Origin of the sequence: Arthrobacter sp. SLBN-112 (assembly GCF_006715225.1) — a bacterium.
In the GTDB taxonomy this organism is placed as follows: domain Bacteria; phylum Actinomycetota; class Actinomycetes; order Actinomycetales; family Micrococcaceae; genus Arthrobacter.
Window position 1 is genome coordinate 1,123,190 of the sequence record NZ_VFMU01000001.1, and the last position, 21,234, is coordinate 1,144,423.

Here is a 21,234-nt window from a genome sequence, read left to right on the forward strand (position 1 = left end):
GAGGCATGACTGACGCCCAGGGCATCAGCAAGGTTACTGACATCATCAACGATTCCAAGATCGGGATGGTCACCACCATCAACGAAGAAGGCGCCCTCGTCAGCCGGCCGCTGGCCGTCCAGGAGGTTAAGGACGACGGCGACATGTGGTTCTTCACGGGCCTTGGCACGTCCCAGGTTGCGCATGTCCGGGCTGATCCGCGCGTTAACGTCGCCTTTGGCAAGAACACCGAATGGGTGTCCGTGGCCGGAACCGCCGAGGTGGTCACGGACCGGGCCAAGATCCATGAACTGTGGAACCAGGCGGTTGAAGCCTGGTTCCCGGACGGCCCGGATACTCCCGAGGTGTGCCTGTTGCGCATCGATTCGGACTCTGCCGAGTACTGGACCAGCCCGGGCGGCACGGCCGCCACGGTTCTGCAGTGGGTGAAGGCAAAGGTCACCAACAGCCGGATGAGCGTTGGCGAAAGCGGCACCGTGGAGTTGTAGGGCCGGATATGGAACGGGGCGGGGCGGCTAAGGCTGCTCCGCCCCTTTCAGTGCCGCGAGCACTGCCGGCAGCAGCACGTCATTGCGCCCCCACACCGGATCCAGGATTTCCACGTACCAGGAGTCTGCAAGCAGGAGGGCCAGGGCATCGTTGGTTTCATCTGCCCAGTCCCGGATTTGATCCTCCTCCACGGGATTCTCGCTGGAGCCCAGCACCGTGGTGATCTCAGGCCCGGCGAGCGTCACGGGAATGGCAGCGTTGCTTGCTTCGCCCGGTGCGTGGGCAACGGTCACCAGTTCCGTGCGGGTGGACAGCGCCAGCAGGCTGCCTGCAGTGCCGGCGCTGCAGAATCCCGTTACGTACTGCCGTTGTGCAGCACCGCCGGTCCGGATGCCCGGCTGAGATTCCCTGGTAAACAGCCCGTTCCGGTTCAGTTCGGCCAGGGCTGCGGCGATCGGCGTGGTCTCGTCGTCGAAGCCGGCGGCAAAATGGCCCGGCTGGTACGAACTGCCGCCTTCCAGCCACCGGGCCGTCAGTTCGCCGGCGGCCTCCAGGGTGGTGGCCTGGCGCCAGACTCCGCGGTCCTCCAGCAGCCGGCCGTACTGATCGTGGACAGGAACTTCTTCAGGCTTCATCTTCGGATGCTATCGCCGGGCCTCCCTGCCGATGCAACATTCGCGACACAGCACTTAACGTCAGCCCGCCTGTTCAGCCGGCAGCCCGGCGGGAATCCCCGCCGCCCGTTCCGCTGCAGCAAGCGATGCTGCCAGGCTTCCGACGGCGTCCGGGTAACCCTTGTGCGTGGCAGTCCGCAGCTGGTCCGCTGTCCGCATCGCCTTGATGAGGGCGGAGGTTTCCGGCAGCCGGACGTCGGTCAGTTCCGGATGGTCGATGCTGCACGCCGGGTCCAGTTCGTAGCGCCGCCACCGGCGCATGAGTTCGTCGTGCCGGAGCCTGGCGGCCTGATGGGCAGAAAGCCGCTGCCGCTCTTCCCGTCGCGCGTTGCGCCAAGCCAGGAACCGTAGGCTGCCGCGGTAGGCGGCGATGCCTGACGCAGCAGCCGCCCCTGCCAGGACCAGTCCCGCCCACGGCGATACCAGGGCGGGGATCAATAATGCGGGAAGGGCCACGCAGGAACCAAGGAAGAGATCCCAGAACAGCTGGTCCCCACCTTCCGGTGCGCTGCCTGTGGAAGCCAGGGCCCGGCGTCGTACAACAAAAACGGTGGCGGCCACGCTGGCCACCAGCACGGGGCCGCACAGCAGGACCGCCCACGCACCCTGAAGCAGACCGTGCATCAAGGACTCCACCACGACTGACATCCTGCACCTCCAGCATCCAATGGAAGGACCAGACCCCGCCGGCAAACCCGGGCTGGTCCTTCCATTGGACCGTCTTCCGGGCAGAGCGTCAATGGCGGCCAAAAGGGGGAAGCGGGGTATGCCACGGACCTGCGGTGGGCGGTAGCGTGAAGGCATGCGACTCAAGATGTGCAGCATCCACGTCCAGGACCCCGCCGCGGCCCACGCCTTCTACACGGGCACGCTGGGCTTTGACACGCTCATGGCCATGCCGGAGTACAACCTCTACATCATCAAGGATCCGGGAGCGAACGACAGCAGCTCAGCAGGCCTTCTCCTTGAACCCAGCGACAATCCGATCGGGGCGGACTACATGAACGCTGTTCGCGAGGCGGGGCTTCCCGCGATCGTCTTCGGGGTTCCCGATGTGCAGGCGGAGTACGAGCGGCTCGTGGCCGCAGGAGTCAGTTTCAAAACCCCGCCCACCACGGATCAGTTCGGGACCAGTGCCGTGTTTGACGACGGCTGCGGCAACTACATCCAGATCCACCAGGACTGACGGCTATTTGGCCTGTGCCCGGTCCTTGTTGGCCTGCTTCTTCGCGGCCTCTTCCTTGACCCGCTGTGCCTCAGCGCGGACAGCCGCGTGCGTGGCTCGTTCGGTGACCAGCCACTGTGGCGGAGCCTGCAGCAGCGCGGTGATTTCCGCAGTCGTGAGCGCTTCCTCCACTCCGCCGCGGGCCAGGCCGCTGATGGACACGTTCAGCTTCTGAGCCACCACGGGGCGTGGGTGCGGGCCGTTGCGGCGGAGCTCCGCGAGCCATTCCGGCGGGTTGGCCTGAAGTTCGGCGAACTCCTCGCGGCTGATGGTTGAATCCTGGAACTCCTGCGGCGTGGCCGGGAGATAGATGCCAAGTTTCTTGGCAACGGTGGCCGGCTTCATGGACTGGGAGTTTGCAGAGGTCATGCTTCAAGGGTATCCGGGCGGCGGGTACTGTGAAGACGTGCCCGCCGACAATGCCCCCACGCCCGACGCCCACGCCGCCCCTGATGAGGCGGCGCCACGGGTGCTTCGCATCGCGTACGTAGCCGGGGTCACCCCGGGCAAATGGATCCGCCGCTGGGAAGAGCGGATGCCACATATTCCCCTTGAAGCATTTATGGTCGACGACGGCGCGCAGCTTGGGACGCTCCGGGACGGACAGGCGGACATGGCGTTCGTCCGCCTGCCCATCGACCGGGACGCGCTCAGTGCCATACCCCTTTACGAAGAACAGCCCGTGGTGGTTGCACCGAAGGGTCACGAGATTTCCGTGTTCGAGGAAGTGGACCTCGCTGACCTGGCGCAGGAATCGTTCCTCGACGTTGCCGCCCTGGGCGGACCGGAGGCGGCGCTCCAGGTGGTTGCCGCCGGCGCCGGCCTGGTGATCCTGCCCATGTCGGTGGCCCGCCACTTCAACGTCAAAGATACGGTGGCGCGCAGGCTCAGCGGGGCGGACGGAACCGAAATCGCGCTGGCCTGGCCCACCGAGGCAACGGATGAGGTGCTGGAGGAATTCATCGGCATCGTTCGTGGCCGCACCGCCCAAAGTTCACGCCAGCCATCCGCGCAGCCTGAGAAGGTGAAGAAGGAGCCCAAGCCGGACCGTCGGGGCACCGGTGCCAAGAAGGCCCCCAAGGTGGCCCAGCGTTATGCACCCAACCCGGACAAGGGCCGCGGCCGGGGCTCACGCAAGAAGGGCAAACGATAGCCGGGCTTGCGGGCGGCCACTTTAGGCCCGGCAGCAGCAAAGCCGGGTCCGCGGGTGCGGATCCGGCTTTGCCATGGTGCGTGGTTACCCATGCGGTTTAGGTGTTTTGGACGTTGTCTTTGGCGTCGGTGGCGCGGTCTTTGACGTCGGCGGCGGCCATTTGGCCTTCGGCTTTGACGTTTTGGGCGGCGTCGGTGGCGGTGGCCTTGACGTTTTCCATGGCTTCCTGGGCTGGTTCCTTCAGGTCCTGGGCCATGTTCTTGGCGGCGTCGGTGACCTGGGTGGCCAGGGGCTGGGCTGCGGTTTTGAGCTGGTCCGCGGCTTCGCGTTCCTTCTGGCTTGCCGGGATCAGCGAGGAGACCAGCATGCCGGCGCCGAACGCGATCAGCCCGGCGGCCAGGGGGTTGCCGGCGGTTTTGGCTTTGACCTGGTCCGGGGCGGCGGAGACGGCCTGGCCGGCGTCGCTGAGTTTGGCCGAGACGGTATCTTGTGCCTGGTGCAGGCTGTCGCCGGCGGAGTGCATGGCGTTGGTGGTGTGTCCGGCGCCGGTGGAGGTCGTGTCGTGGACCTTGGTGGTGGCGGTGTCTGCTGCTCCCATGATTTTCTCCTTCACCCCGGTCACGGCGTCTTTTACTTTGTCGGTTTGGCGGTGGACGATGTTGGACGGGGTGACCTTGTCCGCCACGGCGTCCACGTTGGTGCCCAGCCGTGCCCGGGTGGCTTCTATGTCTGCGCGGATGACGTCAGGGTTTTCGCTCATCGGTTTACCTCACCTGGTTTTAGGGTTGGGGGAATTTCTGAGAGGGTTTCCCCGGTTTGGGGCAGGCCCTTGATCTGCTTGAGTTCCTTGCGGCCGATGGAGGCCAGGACCGCGGCGATGATGGCCCAGACCACGGCGACGATCAGCGCGGACCAGCCCAGGGGCATGATGGCCCCGAGGGCCCACATCAGGGCCAGGGACAGGAAGAGCAGGACGAAGTGTCCGCCCACGCCGGCGCCGGCGAGCATGCCGGCGCCTTTCCCTGCCCGGGAGGTGGATTGCTTGAGTTCGGCCTTGGCCAGTTCCACTTCCTGGCGCATCAGGGTGGACAGGTCCCGGGTCACATCCCCCAGCAACTCGCCCAGGGACGCGTTGTCCGCTTTCATATGCGCCTCACTCGGCGGCATCTCCGGAATCTGGCTACTCATCACAGACCACCCGTGCCGCGGCGGCCGGTGCCGGCGGTGCCTTCGCTGCCGAACGGCTCGTCGTCGTTGTAGACGCCGTTTTCGGCCCGGTAGGGGTCGTCATCCAACCGAAGCGGTGTCTCCTCGGCGGTACCCGAGGGCAGGGTGCTGGTGGAAACCGGGGCCCCGCTGCCTATCGTTGGCTCTGCGAAGAGGTCATCCGTTCCGGCGGCGTACACGGTCTCCGGGTGCAGGGGCGCTACGGGCGGTGACTGCACGGCGCGGTGCTGGCCCAGGCCCTGCTGGCCTGAAGCCCGGACCTGTCCCTGTGATTCGGGGGCGCCTGCGGTGAGTCCGCGGGTGAGGCGTCCTGCCAGGACGCCGGCGCCGGCGGCGAGGAGCAGGAACGTTCCGGGCCGGTTGCGGGCAAACCGCTGGACCTCGTTCAGGAGGTCACCCGGCTCCCGGTTCTCCAGCCAGGACGCCATGGAGGACGTGCGATCGGCTGCCTGCCGGATCAAATCGCTGGCCATGCCCTGCTGGTCCGGTGCGCTGGCCATGCTGTGCAGCTGGCTGGAAATGTTCCGGATGCCCTCGGCAGCCTTCTGCTGCTGCGTGCCGGCCTGACTGGTCAGGCCCGACTTCGCCTGGTGCAGCAGGTCCTGGGCGTTGGCCTTGGCCTCGTGGGCCACGTTCGCGGCCTCGCCCTTGGCCGTCTGGGCTACTCCCTGGGCGGCAGATGCAGCTTCACCAGCAACGTTGGAAGCCTCCTCCTTTGCCGCCTGGGTCTTGGAGGTGTCGGCTGAGGTCCCCGTGTAGGGGGCCTGGCCTGGTGCTACCTCGGTTGCGCCGTATGGATCGACGACTGCCGGGTCGGCAGTGGTGCGCGGTGTCTGGGGCCATTGGTTCTCTGTCATCATCACTCTCTTTCAGAAAGGGTTAGCTGGCGAACAAGAACCAGCAGTGCTGGCAACTTAGTAAGCAAGGTTACTAATTAGATACTAAGCACACTTCCCATTTCGATTGCAAGGGGTAGTGCCCTGCCGTTTGAAGTCAGGAGTGCCCGATGTGGGGCCGGCGGGGCGGATGGATAGTAAGCCTACTTGCGAATAGGTTGCTAAGCATGCTTATTGTAGGGGTGTAGCGACGCAGGGTGACCAGCACTTCGCCACCTACAGGAAGGCCGCGGCCGATGACCAGCAATCTCGATCCGGACGCCCGGAGCAGCTACCGCCTTATCACTTTGGCGGCGCGGCTGATCCAGCGGCGCCAGGACGATGCACTGGCCCCCCTTGGCCTCACCCGTGCCGCTGTTATTGCACTGGAAGGCCTGATGGGGGGCCCACTGAACCAGGAACAGCTCGCCGACGCGATCAGGGTCCAAAGCCAGACACTGGGCCGGGTCCTCACGAGGCTTGAAGCCACCGGACTCATCACCAGGATGCGCCACGCTTCGGACCGAAGGCAGCTGAAGGTGGAGCTCACCGATGCCGGCGTTGCCGCCGTTGAAGCCGCACGGAAGGCCGAGGTCAACGCTTATCCGGATGACCCGGACATTGCATGGAATGTACTCCGCGAGGAGCTGACGAAGTTTGTCCGCGCAGTACCGCCGGGCCGTGATACCGGCGTTGTCCCGTTTGCCCCGCCCGAACACCGGGCCGGGCACGGGCACGCGCACCGGCCGCAGGCCGGGCGGGCAGGCGGCGCGCGGAGCTGGGACCAGCCCCGCCAGAACTGAAGTCCTCGCCGGCACTGACAGCCTTGCCGGAACCGTCAGCAGGAAAGAGCAGTGGCCGGACCTTTCGGACCGGCCACTGCTTTTACTTAACCCTTGTCTTCGTGCTCATCCTCCAGCAGTCCCCGTTGCGCCAGGTCGGCTGCGTCGGCTGCCTCCGGGGGCAAGGGGTCTGTCGCCGGGGGAACGTCGCCCGGAGCATAATCAGCCAGGCCCGCCGCAACCCTCTCCTGTTCGACGGCCCGCTGGTAATCGTCGTCGTCAACGTCTTCCGGCATCTTGCCGTGGCCGCGGCGGGTGGGGTTCGGAAGCGCATCCTCCTCCGGGACTATCACGGTGTCGAGGACGTCATCGCGGTTTTCATCTGCAGTGCTCATGGTCACCTTCCACTCGTTGGGTTCCTCCAGGAACGGGGCCGTATGGCTACTTACGACGGGACGTCCGGTCCCGAAGACCAGCGCAGCAGTGCCGCCACATCGACGCCCTCCGGCAGGACTGGCCCGGGAACCAGGAGGACACGGGCGTCAGTGAGGGCCGCTGCCCGCAGCAGGGCCGCAGGGGCCGGAACTTCGCCAAGGATTCCCGCCGCCAGGGCTTCCTCCTTGGCGGTGGCAATCCACGGTTCGGCATCCAGTGCCAGCATGGTCCGCTGCGACAAGGCGGCGTCATTGAGGATCAGGACATCCACCTGTGCCTGCTGGAGTGCGTGGACCACAGCTCCAACGCCGTGCGCGGCCTCTGGATTCGCCTGGCCCTCCTGGACCGCCAGCCTGTCCATGACCGACTGCTGCTCCTCAGCCCAGACCTCGGCCACCCGCTGGTTGACCTGGTCTTCCAGGTTGCTGCTGTCCGCCCCGGCGGTGTGGGTGTGGGAATCGACGATTGACACCAGTGCCTGGGCGGCTTTGGAAAGTTGCTCCTGCACCAGCCCGCGGGCATGGATATCACCGGCGAGAACAATCAGCCGCGCACCGCTGTTCTCTGCCAGCCGGTCGATTTCGCCTGCCACTTCATCTGCATTCCGACGCCAGACGTCCTCGGTGTGGTGCTGGAAGCGCAGGTGCGACCAGCCGCCGCCCTGGAACTTCTTTATATGCTCGGACTCGCCCTCCACCTCCTGGACGCTCGTGGGGGCACCGGCCCCGGCGCGGTACAGCCGGATTTCCCCGTGCTCGCGGCTGACCTCGGCCACGATGTAGGCAAACTCCTCGGGCTGGTGCTTCAGCAGCGGGAGCAGGTCCGGGACGGGGTCCACTGCCAGCCGCTCCGGGAGGACGAGTTCGCCGGGGAGCACCTCATTGAGTTCGGCTTTTCCGCCATGGACCAGGACGAACCTGGACACGGGGGAGGGCACTCCGGTTGCAGGTTTCAGGGACTGTTCCATGGCGTCGACGTCAGCCGGCGCTGCACCCTGTGCTTCAAGCTGGGCCCGGGTGTTTCCGGGGCGGACATCGCCCGCTTCCAGGCTGTCCACCGTTCCGGTTCCGGCGTCCACGTAGGCGGTGCACCAGGGGCCGGGGAGGCGGTACAGGTCTGCGTATTTTTGCAGGCCGGTGGTCACTGCTCCCCCTCCTCGTCGTCGAGAGGGTCTGGTGCTGCCAGATTCAAGGCTTCCTGCACCTCGGCGGGATCCGTGTCATCGGGGAAGGGCTCTGTTTCGCGCCATTCCTCCGCATGGGGCGGTTGGTTTCCGTGCACCACCCCCTGCGTTTCATGCTTCATCTGGTCATCCAGATTCTGGCCATGGGTGGTGTTGCCGCGTTCTGCCATGACGATCTCCTTCGCGCGTGAATTAGTATCACAGGCTTACTAGTTCGTCACTTCACCGTAGCACCAAGACGGTGCCGGCTAAAGGGGTAAAACGAGGCTTTCCCCGTCAGGCCTGGCAGGCTTCCTTCAGGGCCCGGACGGACTCTGTTGGCACCTGGTCGCCGGACTCCGCGATCTGGCCCAACGGCGTCGTAATTTCCGCCGGAACCCCTGCTGTCCGTGCTGCCGAGACGAGGCCTGCCAGCGCCTGGCGGTCCTCCACGCTGACCAGGCCGTCCTGTACCACCGCGCAGATCTGCCGGTTGACCTCGTGGGAGGCGGCCGAGGCAACCTTGGAGGCGGCGTCACTGGCCGCGTTGCCGGCGGCCTCCTCCACGGCACCACATCCGGTCAGCAGCAACAGGGCGGTGGACAGGGAAGCGGCGGTAACGACGGGCGGCGCGGAAAGTCATGCGTCCAGCGTACCGGCGGTGGCTAGCGGCGGGCGGGGACGCCCAGGATGCTGTCCAGGAGTGCGTTCCGGAATTTGCCGTCCGGATCATGGCCGGCGGCAAAGGAACGGAAGTCGGCGAAGCGCGGGTACAGCTTCTCCCAGTCATGTGCGTTCGGGGTGAACAGCTTGCCCCAGTGCGGGCGGGCCCCGAAAGGCCGGAGGGCCTCTTCCAGCACCGGGAGGAAGGCTTCCACTTCCGGCTGAAGCGGCTTCCAGGTGAAGTGCAGGGCCACGCTCTGCTGCCGGTAGAACGGGCTAAGCCAGAACTCGTCCGCCGCGCCCGTGCGGATTTCCGAGACGAAGAGCAGGGGTGCTAGTTGTCCGGCCAGGCCGCGGACCGCCTGGAGGGCGGCCGGGGCGTGCTCCAGGGGCAGGATGAACTCGCTTTGCAGTTCGTCCCCGTTGCTGGGCGTGAATTCGTGCCGGAAGTGCGGCAGCCGGTCCAGCCACAGCCCGGGTTCATCCAGCTGTGCCGTGCAGTTCTCGGCAGACATGTCCGGCAGCGGGTGCCGCGGGTTGAGGGCGGCGGTGGCGCCGAACAGGTTGGCGAGCGGCTGCTCTTCATCAAGTGCCTTGAGCCAGACCTGGTTGATCCTGTCGCCGGCGTAGTCCGTAAACAGGCTCACGCTGTAGGCGCTGGATACGATGGTGCTGAAATCGGCCAGGGCGTTGTCCCAGGGGAGATCCTCGAGGACGCGCTGGCGCATTCTGAAGCTGGGGCGCACGGCCAGTTCCAGTCCGGTGACGATGCCCAGGGCGCCGATGCCCACCACGCTGGCGAGGAACTCGTCCCCGTCCGCCCGGGTGAGGGTGACCTGCTCCCCGGAGGCCCGGACCAAGTCGATGGACTCCACGGCGCCGGCAAGTGAAGGGTTGTCCACCCCGGAGCCGTGCGTGCCGGTCTGCACCGCACCGGCCACCGAGATGTGCGGCAGCGAGGCCAGGTTGTGGATGGCAACCCCGGACTCCTCCAACGTCCGGCACAATGCCCCGTAGCTCACCCCGCCACTGACGCGCACGGTGCCCTTGGCTGCGTCCAGTTCCACCTGCTGCGGCAGGGCCTCCAGGAGGACGTGCAGGCCGTCGGTATCACCTATCCGGTTGAAGGAGTGCCGGGAACCCAAGGCCTTGACCCGGGGCGCGGCCGCCACGATGTCCGCCAGTTCCGCTACGGATTCCGGCCGCCGGACTTTCGCGGAGGAGTATTCGAGGTTTCCTGCCCAGTTCTTCATCGGTGGCTTTCGCTTGGGGTCGGTTTCCTCCACTGTCAGCGCTAACAATCTCCGCTGTCAAGAAGCTTCCACGGTGCGGGCGGGGGTTGCACTGCCCGCACCCAGCCAGTGGCCGGGCCGCTCAAGACCGGCTGGCAGCCGGGTGGAAGGGGTGCCGCGGGCCGCGGTGATTTGTGCCTGGGTGAGGAAGAGCGCGTCGGTGAGGTCGGCGTCGTCGAATCTGGCATCGCGCAGGTCGGCCCCCAGCAGGTCCGTCGCGGCCAGGTCCGTGCCCCGGAAATCCGCGGCGATCAGGCATGCGCCGCGAAGGTTCGCGCCGCAGAGCGTCACGGGGCGCAGGTCTGCTCCCGCCAGATCCGCACCAGGCTGCAGGTGGCCCAGGGGCCGGCCGTCGTCGAAGTAGCCCGCGCGGACCTCCTCGCTGACCCCGCGTAATGCGTCGCCTACCTGAACGTGCAGGGATCCGATGTCGGCGGCCAGGATGACATCGAGGGGACCGTCTGCAACTTCCCGGACCATGGCCTGCAGGTGGCGCACGTCCGCGGCAGTATCCGGGCCGTAGGCCTTCTCCTCGGCCTGGCCAAGGAGCCACTGCATTTCGTGCAGCTGGCGCAGGACTTTGAAGGCCGCGAACATATCCGGCGCCAATGCGGGGTCCTCCCGCCAGCTGGTGCCCCCGAACAGCCGCTGGCTGACGGCCTGGCCGGCGGTTTGTCGATGGCGAAGTCGGCCGATCGGGTGAACCCGAAGGCAGTGCAGCACAATGCAAAGCATTGCGAACAGTCAGGCCGAAGGGCGGCTTGGTCGGGGGAGGCGGCAGCGGAAATCACTGCGTCCAGAGTATCCGCTGCTGCGGGGATCGGTCAGTCGTTTTTGGTATTTCCTGCAGGCGTGGTGCGCGGCGGCGGAACGCGACGGCTTCCGGTGGCCTCAAAGGCCGCCGCCAACCGGAGCAGTTGGGTGTCGCTGTAGGCCCTGCCGGCAATGGTGAGGCCCACGGGCATCCCGAGGTCGGAAGCGATGCCCATGGGAACCGTGACCGTGGGGATGCCGAGGTGGCGCGGAACCAGGTTTCCGTTGGCAACCCAAACACCGTTGCGCCAGGCGATGTCCGCAGAGCCTTCATTGATATCCGCGTCCGCGGGCGCCACATCGGCGGCTGCCGGGAACACCACCGCATCCAGGCCCAGCCGGTCCATCCACTCCTCCAGGTCCACCCTGCGGGTCTCTTCGAGTCCTGTCAGGCCTTGGGGCAGGTGCGGAATGTCGGCGAGGACGGGAACCCCGTTTTCGCGGACCCAGGCGGGGTAATCCGCAATGTCGTCGTCGAACCCGTCGTACCGGTCCGGCAGCGCGCCTTTGGGGGCCGGGAAGATGGTGGAACCGACGACGCCGGCAAGGCGGTTCAGGCGAGGGTCGCCGTTGGCATCGAGGAAGTCATTCCACGCCCAGGCGGACAGGTCCACGATTTCCCGCCGCAGGTATTCCGGTGACACCAGTCCGCGCGTGGCAATGGTGGGCGTACCGGGCCGGTCGCCCTCATAGTTGGACACCACCGGGAAATCCACCTCCACCACGTCCGCGCCTGCGGCTTCCAGGTCGCGGCGCGCAGCTTTCCACAGCTCCAGGATGGACGCGCGCGTTTCGATCCGCTGCCCGGTGGGGCCGCCAATGCCGGGTGCCTCCGACGTCCCGGCCTCCGGATCCGCGTTGATGTACATGCGGGGAATACCGAAGCATTTACCCGCCAGCACGCCTGCCGCCCCGGAACCGTCCTGCACCGCGAGGTCCATGTACGACGACGGGCGGACAGCGGATGCCTTGGGTATCCGGATCCAGGGCTGGACACGCCAGAAATCACCTCGGGTCTCGGCATCGTCCGCCACCACTACGTCCAGGACCTCCAGCAGGTCCGCCATGGTGCGGGTGTGCGGAACCACCACGTCCATGGTGGGGACAAGGGGCCAGTTGCCGCGGACGGAAATTACACCGCGTGATGGGGTGTAGGCGCAGAGCGCATTGTTCGACGCCGGCGCCCGCCCCGAGGACCAGGTTTCCTCTGCGAGTCCGAACGCGGCGAAACTGGCGGCCGTGGCGGTACCGGAGCCATTCGATGACCCGGACGCGAAGGCCGCGGTGAGGTAATTCTCGTTGTAGGGGCTTTCCGCCCGCCCATATGCTCCACGCTGCATACCTCCATTGGCCATGGGCGGCATGTTGGTGAGTCCGATCAGGACCGCCCCGCCGGCCCGCAGCCGTTCGATGGTGAAGGCGTCACGCTGGGCCACCAGGTCCTTGAAGGCCGGTGAGCCGGCGGCGACCGTGAGACCCTGCACCTGGTAGCTGTCTTTAGCGGTGTAAGGGATGCCGTCGAGGGGGCTGAGTGTGAAACCGGCGGCGCGGCGCCGGTCTGACGCCCGCGCCTCGATGATGGCGTCCGGGTTCATCACCACCAGCGCGTTCAGGCGTATGCCCGTGGAGTCATACTTCTCGATGCGTTCGAGATAGAGCCGGACCAGTTCCTCGCTGGTCACCTGGCCGGATTCCAGCGCGGCGCGCAGCTGCGCGATGCCGGCCTCCACAACGTCGAACGTTTCGTTGAGTGGCAGCGGAGCCTGCGTTTCGGCCAGCTTCACAGTGAGCCTCCGTCCCTGGTGGCTGGCTGCTGCTGGGTGATGCAGTGGATGCCGCCGCCGAAGGCGAAGATGTCCCTGGCATCCACCAGCTCCACGGTCCTGCCCGGATAAGCGCGTGCCAGGATCCCGGCCGCAATGGCGTCGTTGGGATCGTTGAAGCGGCAGAGCACCACCACGTCGTTGCCCACGTAGTGGTTGATGTAGGACCAGTCCACCCAGCCTTCCTCGTCGCGAAGGACTGTGGGGGCCGGAACGTCGATGATGCGCAGCGGCCGGCCCTGGGCATCCAGCTGGCCGGCAAGGACAGTCTTCAGCTGCAGGTACACGGCGTGGTCGGGGTGGGCAGGATCGTCCTGGCGGTGCAGCAGGACGGTACCCGCTCCGGCGAAGGCTGCCACGATGTCCACGTGGCCCCGGGTGCCGAACTCGTCATAGTCCCGGGTCAGTCCACGGGGAAGCCAGATAGCTTTGGTGGTGCCCAGGGCCGCGTGGATTTCTGCTTCAACCGATTCCCTGGTGGCGCCGGGATTGCGGCCGGGATCCAGTTGGACGGTCTCGGTCAACAGGACCGTGCCTTCGCCGTCCACATGGAAGCCGCCGCCTTCGTTAACCAGGGCGCTTGGCCGGACGGGGACTCCGGTGCCCGCCGCCACTGTCCGGGCCACAGCTTGGTCCTGGGTCCAGGCCGCCCACTCCTGCCCGCCCCAGCCATTAAAGATCCAGTCAACGGCAGCCAGTGAGCCGTCCGGCTGATGCACGAAAGTGGGGCCGCTGTCCCTCAGCCACGCGTCATCGAGCGGAACGGCCATGACGTCGATGCCGCCGCCCAGCCATTCCCTTGCAGCTGTGGCGTCCCTTGGGTCAGCCACCACCGTAACGGGCTCGTAGCGGGCGATGGTCTGGGCCACCCGGGTCCAGGCTCCACGTGCGCGGTCAAGGGTGGGGCTGCCTACGGGGCCGAAGGTGTCATTTGGTGGTGGGAACGCCATCCATGTGCGCTGGTGGGCCTCCCACTCTGCGGGCATGTGGGCAGTGGTGCCGGTGGAAACGTGGTCAAGGGCGGCACTGTCCCCGACGGTGGAATAAATGAATGCCATTCATTTATTATGGGTACGGTGCAGGCCCGGCGCAAGAGTATTTCGTTTTTAGGCCGTGCCCGTCCGGTCCACCGCCGCCAGGATGGCATGCGCCAGTTGGTCCGGTTTGGTGAACTGCGGCCAGTGCCCTGTCGGCAGGTCGACGAATTCCATCTCCCGCACCTTTGCCAGTTCCGCCACGAACGGATGGCGGGCCGTGATCCACTCCCGGAGCATGGCGGACGGGAATTCGCAGGCGATCACGGTGGCGGGCACGTTGTAGCGCCGCTCGTCATGCAGGTGCTGCCTGCCGTACGCCACGCCCCGGGGCTCAGGAACGGCCCGGGCCCGGAATGCCTGCCGCAGCCCGTCGTTCAGATCCACCAGGTCGGCGTCGTCAAAACTCTCCCAAGGCGGCAACGGCACATCGTCCCCCTGCGCCGGCAGCTCGTCGTTGATGACGCCGCCTTCCCCCAACGGCCCGCTGTCCACGTAGATCGCGCGTTCCACCCTGTCCGGCCGCGCATCCACCACCCCATGAATGATGGCCCCGCCGCCGGAATGCCCCACCAGGACCGTCTTGGCCGGCAAGCCATCCAGGACCTGCACCACGGCATTGATGTGGTCCTGCAGACTGATACCCGCACGGCTGGCCTCCGCTGATTCCTTGCCGGGAAGGGTGAGGGGGCGGGGGCGGTGTCCCGCTGCTTCCAGGACTGGTGTCACCTTCTCCCACGACGATGCGTCCAACCAGAAACCGGGTACCAGGATGATGTCCATGACCGAACCCTACTCCCCGCCCCCGACACGGAAGGGACTTGTCCTATCGCCTCCGCTTCCGGTCCTTGCCTCCTGTCCGGCTCCCGCGCTCGGCGGCCTCGCGCTCTGCCCAGCGTTGTGATTTGCCCGCCGCAACCACTTTCTGCTGCCACTCCCGGTGGTAGGCACGCTGGGCGGCCACGTCGGATCGGCGTGCCAGTGCCGCCATTTCCCGCTGCATCTTCAAATAGGAGTTCCAGCGGCGTTCGGCCAGGGCACCGCTGTCGATCGCTTCGCGGACCGCGCAGCCGGGCTCACTCCCGTGGCCGCAGTCAGCGAACCGGCAGCCGGCGGCCAGTTCCTCGACGTCGCCGAACATCCCGTCCAGCCCTTCGCCGGCGTCGAACAGCCCAAACCCGCGCACGCCGGGCGTGTCCATCAGCCCCGTCCCGTTGGACAGCGGCACCAGCTCCCTGGCAGTGGTGGTGTGCTTGCCTTTGAAGTCGCCGGACCGCACCTCCCCGGTTTCCTGGACCTGGCGGCCCACGAGGGCATTGATTAGCGTGGATTTGCCGGCACCGGACGGGCCCAGGAGCACGACGGTCCCGCCGGGCGGAATCCGCGCCAACAGTTCGTCGATGCCGTCCCCGTTTTCGGCCGACGTGGTGACCACTTCCACGCCTGCAGCCTGCAGGATGACTTTCCCGACGACGTCGTCCGCCACCTCCGCCAGGTCTGCCTTGGTGATGATTACCAGCGGGGTGGCGCCGGAATCCCGCGCGGCGACGAGGGTCCGTTCCAGCCGGTTGTGCGTGAGGGGCCGGTCCACGGGCACCACCACGCCCACTGTGTCCATGTTGGCGGCCAGGACCTGGGCGGCGGAGGAGTCCTCGAATGCGCGTTTTCGGCTAAGTTCCGAGCGGCGCGGGAGGACGGCCAGGATCTGCCGATCGCCCGCCCGGTTGGGGCCGATCCAGACCCAGTCACCGGTGACCGCCTGCCCGCCGGACAGGGGGTATGGCAGGTGCAGGAGCCCGTCGTCGACGGCAACGAGCAGCAGGGTGCGGTCCACGCGCACCACCCGCCCGGGTGCAGTTGCGCCCGGGCAGGGGTGCTGATGGAAATAGCGTGCGACGGCGGGCGTGTAGCCGTAAGCGGACAGGGCCCCGCCTTGCATGCGACCGCTGTTTGCCGTGCTGTCAGTGTGTTCGTTGTTGGTGGCGTCAGGGGGGTTGCCTGAAGAAGTATGCACTGTGGTTTCCTTGGATGTCCCCGGTGCACTGGCAGGTGGACGTGCAGCGTCAGGAAACGCGAGTGCAGCCGGGAGGGATGGTTGATGTAGTGGATGCGGGGCGCTCAGGGCGCGCGGCAACAGCAGTCATCAAAACCACCCCCATTCCCTCGTGCGGGTTCCCGTCCTCCTGCCGGTAAGCGGCAGGGCGGGACCGCGTCCCACTCTAGCCGCCGCCGGCGTCGGGGGCTAGAGGTGGAAGTTTTCCGTTATCACTGGGCTTCGGTTCGCGCGGCAACGCCGGCGGGGGCAGGTCCGCCTATTCGTCGAAATGCGTGAGCAACGATGCGTTGGGTGACACGGACTCCACCACTCCGGCCGCAACGTCCCGGAGCTTGGCATTGCGTGAGCTTGAGGCTTTCCTCAGCACGGTCAGGGCAGCCTCCTGGCTGCACCGGTTCTGTGCCATGATGACGCCGACGGCTACATCGATTGCCGTGCGGCCCTTCATTGCTGCTTCCAGGTTGTCCCGCGCCTCCTGCAGCCGGGCCAGCCGCAGCCCCAGCCGGAGGGTCTTGGACGACTGCTCCGCGAACAGTTCAGCCCTGGCGATATCACTGCCCGCAAAACCATGGATCCGCGAGGCGTAAATGTTCAGCGCCGCGGTGGAATCGCCCTCAAGCTGCAAAGGCACAGCGAGGATTGAACCCACGGCATGGTCGGCTACAGCGCGGATGTACTGGGGCCAGCGATGTTCACGGGTCACATCCGGGACGTGGACGCTGGTCCGGGTCCGCATTGCCGACAGGCCCGGCCCGTCGCCGAAGGCGTACTGCAGTTCGTCCATCGTCCGGGCCCTGGCCGTGCTGCAGGCCACTGTGACAGGTTTCTTGTGGCGGACCACGCTGAGGTTGCAGAAGATTTCGGCGCCCCTGGGGGACAGGAGGGAAGCGGAAAAGATTGCCAACCCCTGGAAGAACTCTTCGGCATCAGAGGTTTCCAGCACCATATCCTGCAGCCGCGAGGCGACGCTGTCCTGCAATTCCAGGGGGATGGAGAAAGCGTCCACGGCACGTCCTTAGGCGGTTCTTCAGCAACTTCCAGGTTGCGTGTGAAGACGCCCACTTCCAAACGTTCAGTTCCACCCTACCTTGCCCACCAACTTCTACCGCCGAAGCTCCAGCGCCCGCTTCTGCCGGGCGGTGATGGACGAGACATAGCCGCAGTTACTGCAGGTAATCCGGAATTTCCGCGACACCGTGAGCACTGGAATGAAGAACAGCGTGAACCTGGTGGCCTGCTCCTCCAGGAGATGGTGGACGAAGGCCCCGCAGTTACGGCAGGTTGCCGCCCTCCCGGGGAGTGCCTTGTGGACGGTCTTGAAACCGAAGAGAAGGAGCATGGCATGCCTTTCGTGGTGCCCGTGGTTACCTGCCAGCTTAGGTGGGTTTGAGGAGTGCCGGCGGGGGTACGAGGTCTTCTGCGCCGTGTTGGTGGATGCAATACTTGCGTGAGCAACATCGGGGCTTTGGGGGGGCTACTGGCAGATGGTTCTGGATACGGCGACCCTGCGCATCGCTTTTGGCCTCATGGCCCTTGTCCTGGTGGTCCTCTTCTACTTTTCCGCCTACCGGTTGACGCGCTCGCCATACAGCGCCTGGTGGTGTGGAGCCCTGCTGTTCTTCCTGTCCGGGTCAGGCTGCTTCCTCCTGGACGGCACACCCCACCAGGTGTGGGCCAACCCGGTGGGGAACACCCTGCTGGTACATGGTGGTGTTGCCGTGTGGGCCGGGGCGCGCTCCCTGCGGACCGTGCGGCCGCCCAAGTGGGCCTTCACCGGCATTCCGCTGGTTACCCTGGTGGCCTCCCTGCTGGACCATCCGGCCACCAACACCTGGTCCGGCGGCCCCGTGTTCCTCGCCGCCATGAGCCTGACCATTGGCCTGGCGTCACGTGAGCTCTGGCGCCTTGAGCCTGGATATTCACGGGTCCGGATTCCCATGGCCGTTGCTGCCGGAGGGCTTAGCGTTTTCTATTTCTTCCGCTGGCTGGCATTCCTGGTGGTGGGCCCCAATGCGCCACTCTTCGACGCCGTGTTTGGATCCGCCGTCACCACCCTGGTGACCATGGTGCTGCTGGTGGTGGTCTCCTTCAGCATGGCGGCGCTGAGCACTGAACAACAGACGCGCGCCCTGCGCGTGGTGGCCAGCCGGGATGACCTCACGGGGCTCCTGAACCGCAAGGCCTTCCTGGACCTGGCCGGGGAGCAACTGGCGGACCGCTCCATTACCGGCGGCTCAGGAGCGCTGATCCTGGCCGACCTTGACCACTTCAAAACCGTCAACGACACCTACGGCCATGCCGCCGGAGACCTCGCATTGCAGGCGTTCGCTGACGCCTGCGCTGCCACCGTACGCTCCACTGACCTGACCGGGAGGTACGGCGGGGAGGAGTTCGTCATCCTGGTGCCGGGGGCAAGTGCCGAACGGGCCGAGACGATTGCCGGGGAAATCAGCAGGCGCATGGCCGGGGCGGTTGCGCCGGACGGCATGGAAATGCCCACCGCGAGTTACGGCATTTCCACCTACGACGGCCGGGCATTGGATGTTGATGAGCTCATCGCCGCGGCGGATGCAGCCCTGTACAGGGCCAAATCCCTGGGCCGGAACCGTGCCGCCCATAGCGATGGAGTGCACTAGCTCCACTGCGACGGGCGGCGCGGTTCCGGATGGCTACTTGGCCTGAAGGGCGTCTGCCTGCTCGGCCAGGACAGTCAGCGCCACGCTTTCCGGCCGCTCAACACTGCTCTGGATGCTCACCGTCATGCCGCTGTGCGCGGCCTTCAGGACAGATTCCATGACCTCCAGGACATGGTAGGCCAGGGCACCGCCGGCGCGGGGTTCCTTGCCCTGCGGGGTGGCGGCCAGGTCCGCGATGCCGAACCCGCGTCCGGAATCGACGTACCCTGCCGAAGCGGGGAGGGTTTCCCAGTCCTCGGCGCCCAGGGAGAACAGCTGGACGTCGCCGTCAAAGTGGTTGGGATCCGGGACCACCAGGGATCCTTGCTCGCCGTGGATCTCGATGTTTGACGATTTGGACTTCACCGCGTCGAAGCTCATGAACAGCGTGGAGAGTGCGCCGGAAGCATGGACCAGGACTCCGGTCACATGGGAGTCAATGGTGACCGGCACCTTTTCACCCTGGCGCGGTCCGGAGCCGATGGTCCGTTCATTGCGCGTGTGGCTCGCGGCGCCCATGACCGAAACCACGGGGCCGAGCAGGGTTACCAGGGCGGTGACGTAGTAGGGGCCCATGTCCAAAAGGGGACCGCCGCCCGGCTGGTAGTAAAAGTCCGGGTTTGGGTGCCAGCGCTCGTGGCCGGGGGTCACCATGGTGGCCGACGCCGAGATGGGGGCCCCGATCAGGCCATCATCGATGGCTTTGCGGGCGGTCTGGATGCCGGTGCCCAGTACAGTGTCCGGAGCACAGCCGACGACGACGCCTGCCTGGCGTGCCGCATCCAGCACCTGGCGTGCCTCCGCAGTTGTGGCGGCCAGCGGCTTTTCGCCGTACACGCTCTTGCCCGCCGCGATTGCCTTCAGTGCCACGTCCGCGTGCGCGGCGGGGATGGTCAGGTTCAGGACCAGGTCGACGTCGTCAGCTGCGAGCAGTTCCTCCACGGAGACAGCGCGGACGCCGTCGTAATCATCCGCCACCGCCTGGGCACGTGCCGGATCCAGGTCCGCTACGGCTACCAGCTGGACCTGGTCCAGCCGCCGGAAGTTGGTGAGGTACTGCGCGATGATGGCTCCGCAGCCAATGATTCCGACTTTCAACGGCTTGCCCACAGCAGGCCCCTTTCAATGATGGTGCGGACGTTCTGGTCCTGGAGGATTTCCACGCGGTGTCCCGGGGTGGCCACGAAGATCCGGCCCTTGCCCCACTGGCGGGTCCAGATGGCAGGTGATGTCACTTCGCGGTTCCACGGGTCCCACTCGCGGACTTTTTGGGTGGTGGTGGCCAGGACGTCGATGTAGTCGTCCGAGAGCACCCAGTACTGCTCGGTGACCAGGTCGAAGTCCTTGAGGCCTTTGGTGATGGGGTGTTCCGCGGCTGCGGGGAGCATGTTCACGGTGTAGGGGACGTAGTTGTCCGACTGCTCGCCGATGCGCTCGTCCGGGTGCTTGCCGGGGTGGCAGGCGAACTGGCCGCCGATCAGGTGGAGGTAGTCGGAGTTGTTCCGGTAGGAGTCGGCGATTCCGCCGTGCCAGCCGGCCAGGCCGGTGCCGTTTTCGACGGCGGCGCGCAGCCCCGCGAACTCGTCCTTTTCGATGGTGGTCATGGTCATGCACTGCATGATCAGGTCCACGCCCGCCATGTATTCGGCGTCCGCGTAGACCTTGGGGGATTCCTCCACGCGGACGTCGTAGCCATTGTCCTTGAGGAAGGGGATGAAGAGCTCGGTGGCCTCGTAGGGCTGGTGTCCGTCCCAGCCGCCCCGGACCACAAGGGCTGTCTTTTTCTCGGTCATGAAGTGGTTCCTTAATATGTGGAAAGGTGGCGTAGGTTTCAGCGGCTGGAAAAAGCGGCGTCGAAGGCAGCTGCGGGCGGGGCGATGCGGGCCAGGTCCTGGACCATGGCCAGCGCCTGCGGGGCGCCGATGAGGCGGTCCATCCCGGCATCCTCCCACTCGATGCTCGTGGGACCCTCGTAGCCGATGGCGTTCAGGGTCCGGAAGATCCTGTTCCACTGGACATCGCCATGTCCGGCAGTGACGAAATCCCAGCCGCGCCGCGGGTCCGCCCAGGCCAGATGCGAGCCGAGGCGGCCATTGCGGCCGTCGAGCTGGCGGACGGATTCCTTTACATGCACGTGGAAGATCCTGTCCGCAAAGTCCTGAAGGAACATCACCGGATCCAGGTCCTGCCAGATGAAGTGCGAGGGATCGAAGTTCAGGCCGAAATTCTCCCTGTGGCCAATCGCCTCAAGGGTTCGTTTCGCCGTCCAGTAGTCGTAGGCGATTTCGGACGGGTGGACCTCGAGTGCGAACCGGACGCCCACCTCGTCAAAGACGTCGAGGATGGGGTTCCAGCGGTCCGCGAAGTCCTGGTATCCGGCGTCGATCATTGCCTGGGACGCCGGCGGGAACATGGCCACCGCCTTCCAGATGGAGGAACCGGTGAACCCCGTCACGGTCTTGACGCCAAGCCGCGCGGCCGCCCTGGCGGTGTCCTTCATGGCTTCCGCTGCCCGGCGGCGGACTCCTTCAGGCTCGCCGTTGCCCCAGACCTCCGCTGACAGGATGCCCTGGTGGCGCTCATCGATGGGGTCATCGCACACGGCCTGACCGGTCAGGTGGTTCGCAATGGCGAAGACCTGGAGGTTGTTCTTCTCGAGGATGTCCAGCCGGCCCTGGAGGTAGTTGTCGTCCTCCGCTGCCCGGCGGGTGTCCAGGTGGTCGCCCCAGCAGGCGATCTCCAGCCCGTCAAAGCCCCACTCGCCGGCAAGCCGCGCCACCTCTTCAAAAGGCAGGTCGGCCCATTGCCCTGTAAACAACGTGATTGGTCGTGTCATGTGTGTTCCTTGGTCGGTTG

The 21,234-nt window shown here is 66.1% G+C and carries 26 protein-coding genes; 5 read left to right on the forward strand and 21 right to left on the reverse strand.

The window, feature by feature from the left end:
• The first annotated feature begins 5 nt into the window (after positions 1 to 5).
• A complete protein-coding gene (locus FBY33_RS05220; protein ID WP_142029599.1) occupies positions 6 to 488 on the forward strand; it encodes a pyridoxamine 5'-phosphate oxidase family protein in 483 nt (160 codons plus the stop codon).
• Positions 489 to 515: 27 nt separating this feature from the next.
• Here FBY33_RS05220 and FBY33_RS05225 read toward each other — a convergent pair whose 3' ends face one another.
• Together FBY33_RS05225 and FBY33_RS05230 are read right to left on the reverse strand one after the other, a co-directional pair.
• Positions 516 to 1,124 carry a DUF6919 domain-containing protein gene (locus tag FBY33_RS05225; RefSeq protein WP_142029600.1) on the reverse strand — a complete coding sequence of 203 codons (609 nt, stop codon included), beginning with the start codon at positions 1,122 to 1,124 and terminating at the stop codon, positions 516 to 518.
• Positions 1,125 to 1,184: 60 nt separating this feature from the next.
• Complete coding sequence (locus tag FBY33_RS05230) at positions 1,185 to 1,787, reverse strand: hypothetical protein (RefSeq protein WP_235010452.1); 603 nt, start codon at positions 1,785 to 1,787, stop codon at positions 1,185 to 1,187.
• A 178-nt stretch (positions 1,788 to 1,965) separates the two neighbouring features.
• Between FBY33_RS05230 and FBY33_RS05235 the strand changes: the two genes are divergently transcribed.
• Positions 1,966 to 2,349, forward strand: a complete 384-nt coding sequence (locus FBY33_RS05235) for a VOC family protein (protein ID WP_142029602.1) — start codon at positions 1,966 to 1,968, stop codon at positions 2,347 to 2,349.
• 3 nt (positions 2,350 to 2,352) lie between these two features.
• On the opposite strand, the gene FBY33_RS05240 is transcribed toward FBY33_RS05235, so the two are convergent.
• Positions 2,353 to 2,757, reverse strand: a complete 405-nt coding sequence (locus FBY33_RS05240) for a DUF5997 family protein (RefSeq protein ID WP_142029603.1) — start codon at positions 2,755 to 2,757, stop codon at positions 2,353 to 2,355.
• On the opposite strand from FBY33_RS05240, the gene FBY33_RS05245 reads away from it, so the two are divergent.
• Positions 2,720 to 3,541 (forward strand): LysR family substrate-binding domain-containing protein, encoded by an 822-nt coding sequence (locus FBY33_RS05245; RefSeq protein ID WP_200831323.1) that lies wholly within the window; start codon positions 2,720 to 2,722, stop codon positions 3,539 to 3,541. The genes FBY33_RS05240 and FBY33_RS05245 overlap by 38 nt on opposite strands.
• A 97-nt stretch (positions 3,542 to 3,638) precedes the next feature.
• Here the strand turns inward: FBY33_RS05245 and FBY33_RS05250 are convergent, their stop codons facing one another.
• The 3 genes from FBY33_RS05250 to FBY33_RS05260 are packed head-to-tail and all read right to left on the reverse strand — an operon-like array spanning position 3,639 to position 5,625.
• Positions 3,639 to 4,301, reverse strand: a complete 663-nt coding sequence (locus FBY33_RS05250) for a DUF3618 domain-containing protein (protein WP_142029605.1) — start codon at positions 4,299 to 4,301, stop codon at positions 3,639 to 3,641.
• Positions 4,298 to 4,729, reverse strand: coding sequence for a phage holin family protein (locus FBY33_RS05255; protein WP_200831324.1), 432 nt, complete (start codon positions 4,727 to 4,729; stop codon positions 4,298 to 4,300). Before FBY33_RS05255 ends, FBY33_RS05250 begins: the two co-directional genes overlap by 4 nt.
• The gene (locus FBY33_RS05260) at positions 4,729 to 5,625 is read right to left on the reverse strand and encodes a hypothetical protein (protein ID WP_235010453.1); all 897 of its coding nucleotides are present in this window, start codon (positions 5,623 to 5,625) and stop codon (positions 4,729 to 4,731) included. Before FBY33_RS05260 ends, FBY33_RS05255 begins: the two co-directional genes overlap by 1 nt.
• A gap of 275 nt (positions 5,626 to 5,900) precedes the next feature.
• Here FBY33_RS05260 and FBY33_RS05265 point away from each other — a divergent pair, with 275 nt between their 5' ends.
• Positions 5,901 to 6,446 carry a MarR family winged helix-turn-helix transcriptional regulator gene (locus FBY33_RS05265; protein ID WP_142029607.1) on the forward strand — a complete coding sequence of 182 codons (546 nt, stop codon included), beginning with the start codon at positions 5,901 to 5,903 and terminating at the stop codon, positions 6,444 to 6,446.
• A gap of 86 nt (positions 6,447 to 6,532) precedes the next feature.
• Here FBY33_RS05265 and FBY33_RS05270 read toward each other — a convergent pair whose 3' ends face one another.
• From FBY33_RS05270 to FBY33_RS05325, 12 genes are all read right to left on the reverse strand, one after another.
• Positions 6,533 to 6,820 carry a hypothetical protein gene (locus tag FBY33_RS05270; RefSeq protein WP_142029608.1) on the reverse strand — a complete coding sequence of 96 codons (288 nt, stop codon included), beginning with the start codon at positions 6,818 to 6,820 and terminating at the stop codon, positions 6,533 to 6,535.
• Between the two features lie 50 nt (positions 6,821 to 6,870).
• On the reverse strand, positions 6,871 to 8,004 hold the full coding sequence (locus FBY33_RS05275) for a baeRF2 domain-containing protein (RefSeq protein ID WP_142029609.1): 1,134 nt from the start codon (positions 8,002 to 8,004) through the stop codon (positions 6,871 to 6,873).
• Positions 8,001 to 8,213, reverse strand: coding sequence for a hypothetical protein (locus FBY33_RS05280; RefSeq protein WP_142029610.1), 213 nt, complete (start codon positions 8,211 to 8,213; stop codon positions 8,001 to 8,003). The genes FBY33_RS05275 and FBY33_RS05280 overlap by 4 nt, the downstream gene beginning before the upstream one ends.
• Positions 8,214 to 8,319: 106 nt before the next feature.
• A complete protein-coding gene (locus tag FBY33_RS05285) occupies positions 8,320 to 8,589 on the reverse strand; it encodes a hypothetical protein (RefSeq protein ID WP_235010454.1) in 270 nt (89 codons plus the stop codon).
• Positions 8,590 to 8,687: 98 nt separating this feature from the next.
• Entirely contained in the window at positions 8,688 to 9,938 is a 1,251-nt protein-coding gene (locus tag FBY33_RS05290; RefSeq protein WP_142029612.1) for a D-arabinono-1,4-lactone oxidase, read from the reverse strand.
• A 57-nt stretch (positions 9,939 to 9,995) separates the two neighbouring features.
• Positions 9,996 to 10,712: a pentapeptide repeat-containing protein gene (locus FBY33_RS05295; protein WP_327436741.1), complete on the reverse strand. Its 717-nt coding sequence runs from the start codon at positions 10,710 to 10,712 to the stop codon at positions 9,996 to 9,998.
• A gap of 89 nt (positions 10,713 to 10,801) precedes the next feature.
• Positions 10,802 to 12,574: an amidase gene (locus tag FBY33_RS05300; protein ID WP_200831325.1), complete on the reverse strand. Its 1,773-nt coding sequence runs from the start codon at positions 12,572 to 12,574 to the stop codon at positions 10,802 to 10,804.
• Positions 12,571 to 13,671: an agmatine deiminase family protein gene (locus FBY33_RS05305; protein ID WP_142029613.1), complete on the reverse strand. Its 1,101-nt coding sequence runs from the start codon at positions 13,669 to 13,671 to the stop codon at positions 12,571 to 12,573. Before FBY33_RS05305 ends, FBY33_RS05300 begins: the two co-directional genes overlap by 4 nt.
• A 48-nt stretch (positions 13,672 to 13,719) precedes the next feature.
• Entirely contained in the window at positions 13,720 to 14,430 is a 711-nt protein-coding gene (locus FBY33_RS05310; protein ID WP_142029614.1) for an alpha/beta fold hydrolase, read from the reverse strand.
• Positions 14,431 to 14,473: 43 nt separating this feature from the next.
• A complete protein-coding gene (gene rsgA, locus FBY33_RS05315; RefSeq protein ID WP_142032565.1) occupies positions 14,474 to 15,586 on the reverse strand; it encodes a ribosome small subunit-dependent GTPase A in 1,113 nt (370 codons plus the stop codon).
• Between the two features lie 373 nt (positions 15,587 to 15,959).
• Entirely contained in the window at positions 15,960 to 16,709 is a 750-nt protein-coding gene (locus tag FBY33_RS05320) for a GAF and ANTAR domain-containing protein (protein WP_235010455.1), read from the reverse strand.
• 96 nt (positions 16,710 to 16,805) lie between these two features.
• Positions 16,806 to 17,042 (reverse strand): zinc-ribbon domain-containing protein, encoded by a 237-nt coding sequence (locus FBY33_RS05325; protein WP_142029615.1) that lies wholly within the window; start codon positions 17,040 to 17,042, stop codon positions 16,806 to 16,808.
• 145 nt (positions 17,043 to 17,187) lie between these two features.
• Here FBY33_RS05325 and FBY33_RS05330 point away from each other — a divergent pair, with 145 nt between their 5' ends.
• Positions 17,188 to 18,339, forward strand: a complete 1,152-nt coding sequence (locus FBY33_RS05330; RefSeq protein WP_142029616.1) for a GGDEF domain-containing protein — start codon at positions 17,188 to 17,190, stop codon at positions 18,337 to 18,339.
• Positions 18,340 to 18,372: 33 nt separating this feature from the next.
• Here FBY33_RS05330 and FBY33_RS05335 read toward each other — a convergent pair whose 3' ends face one another.
• The 3 genes from FBY33_RS05335 to FBY33_RS05345 are packed head-to-tail and all read right to left on the reverse strand — an operon-like array spanning position 18,373 to position 21,214.
• Complete coding sequence (locus FBY33_RS05335) at positions 18,373 to 19,488, reverse strand: Gfo/Idh/MocA family protein (protein ID WP_142029617.1); 1,116 nt, start codon at positions 19,486 to 19,488, stop codon at positions 18,373 to 18,375.
• On the reverse strand, positions 19,473 to 20,171 hold the full coding sequence (locus FBY33_RS05340; protein ID WP_142029618.1) for a ThuA domain-containing protein: 699 nt from the start codon (positions 20,169 to 20,171) through the stop codon (positions 19,473 to 19,475). Before FBY33_RS05340 ends, FBY33_RS05335 begins: the two co-directional genes overlap by 16 nt.
• 38 nt (positions 20,172 to 20,209) lie before the next feature.
• Positions 20,210 to 21,214, reverse strand: coding sequence for a sugar phosphate isomerase/epimerase family protein (locus FBY33_RS05345; RefSeq protein ID WP_142029619.1), 1,005 nt, complete (start codon positions 21,212 to 21,214; stop codon positions 20,210 to 20,212).
• Positions 21,215 to 21,234: the final 20 nt, after the last annotated feature.

Coding starts and splice junctions, on each gene's coding strand:
- FBY33_RS05330 (WP_142029616.1), top strand. CDS start 17,188: ATGGTTCTGGATACGGCGACCCTGCGCATCGCTTTTGGCCTCATGGCC.
- FBY33_RS05235 (WP_142029602.1), top strand. CDS start 1,966: ATGCGACTCAAGATGTGCAGCATCCACGTCCAGGACCCCGCCGCGGCC.
- FBY33_RS05325 (WP_142029615.1), bottom strand. CDS start 17,042: ATGCTCCTTCTCTTCGGTTTCAAGACCGTCCACAAGGCACTCCCCGGG.
- FBY33_RS05265 (WP_142029607.1), top strand. CDS start 5,901: ATGACCAGCAATCTCGATCCGGACGCCCGGAGCAGCTACCGCCTTATC.
- rsgA (WP_142032565.1), bottom strand. CDS start 15,586: ATGCAAGGCGGGGCCCTGTCCGCTTACGGCTACACGCCCGCCGTCGCA.
- FBY33_RS05345 (WP_142029619.1), bottom strand. CDS start 21,214: ATGACACGACCAATCACGTTGTTTACAGGGCAATGGGCCGACCTGCCT.
- FBY33_RS05305 (WP_142029613.1), bottom strand. CDS start 13,671: ATGGCATTCATTTATTCCACCGTCGGGGACAGTGCCGCCCTTGACCAC.
- FBY33_RS05260 (WP_235010453.1), bottom strand. CDS start 5,625: ATGACAGAGAACCAATGGCCCCAGACACCGCGCACCACTGCCGACCCG.
- FBY33_RS05340 (WP_142029618.1), bottom strand. CDS start 20,171: ATGACCGAGAAAAAGACAGCCCTTGTGGTCCGGGGCGGCTGGGACGGA.
- FBY33_RS05280 (WP_142029610.1), bottom strand. CDS start 8,213: ATGGCAGAACGCGGCAACACCACCCATGGCCAGAATCTGGATGACCAG.
- FBY33_RS05290 (WP_142029612.1), bottom strand. CDS start 9,938: ATGAAGAACTGGGCAGGAAACCTCGAATACTCCTCCGCGAAAGTCCGG.
- FBY33_RS05240 (WP_142029603.1), bottom strand. CDS start 2,757: ATGACCTCTGCAAACTCCCAGTCCATGAAGCCGGCCACCGTTGCCAAG.
- FBY33_RS05225 (WP_142029600.1), bottom strand. CDS start 1,124: ATGAAGCCTGAAGAAGTTCCTGTCCACGATCAGTACGGCCGGCTGCTG.
- FBY33_RS05255 (WP_200831324.1), bottom strand. CDS start 4,729: ATGAGTAGCCAGATTCCGGAGATGCCGCCGAGTGAGGCGCATATGAAA.
- FBY33_RS05310 (WP_142029614.1), bottom strand. CDS start 14,430: ATGGACATCATCCTGGTACCCGGTTTCTGGTTGGACGCATCGTCGTGG.
- FBY33_RS05295 (WP_327436741.1), bottom strand. CDS start 10,712: ATGCTTTGCATTGTGCTGCACTGCCTTCGGGTTCACCCGATCGGCCGA.
- FBY33_RS05220 (WP_142029599.1), top strand. CDS start 6: ATGACTGACGCCCAGGGCATCAGCAAGGTTACTGACATCATCAACGAT.
- FBY33_RS05250 (WP_142029605.1), bottom strand. CDS start 4,301: ATGAGCGAAAACCCTGACGTCATCCGCGCAGACATAGAAGCCACCCGG.
- FBY33_RS05230 (WP_235010452.1), bottom strand. CDS start 1,787: ATGCACGGTCTGCTTCAGGGTGCGTGGGCGGTCCTGCTGTGCGGCCCC.
- FBY33_RS05270 (WP_142029608.1), bottom strand. CDS start 6,820: ATGAGCACTGCAGATGAAAACCGCGATGACGTCCTCGACACCGTGATA.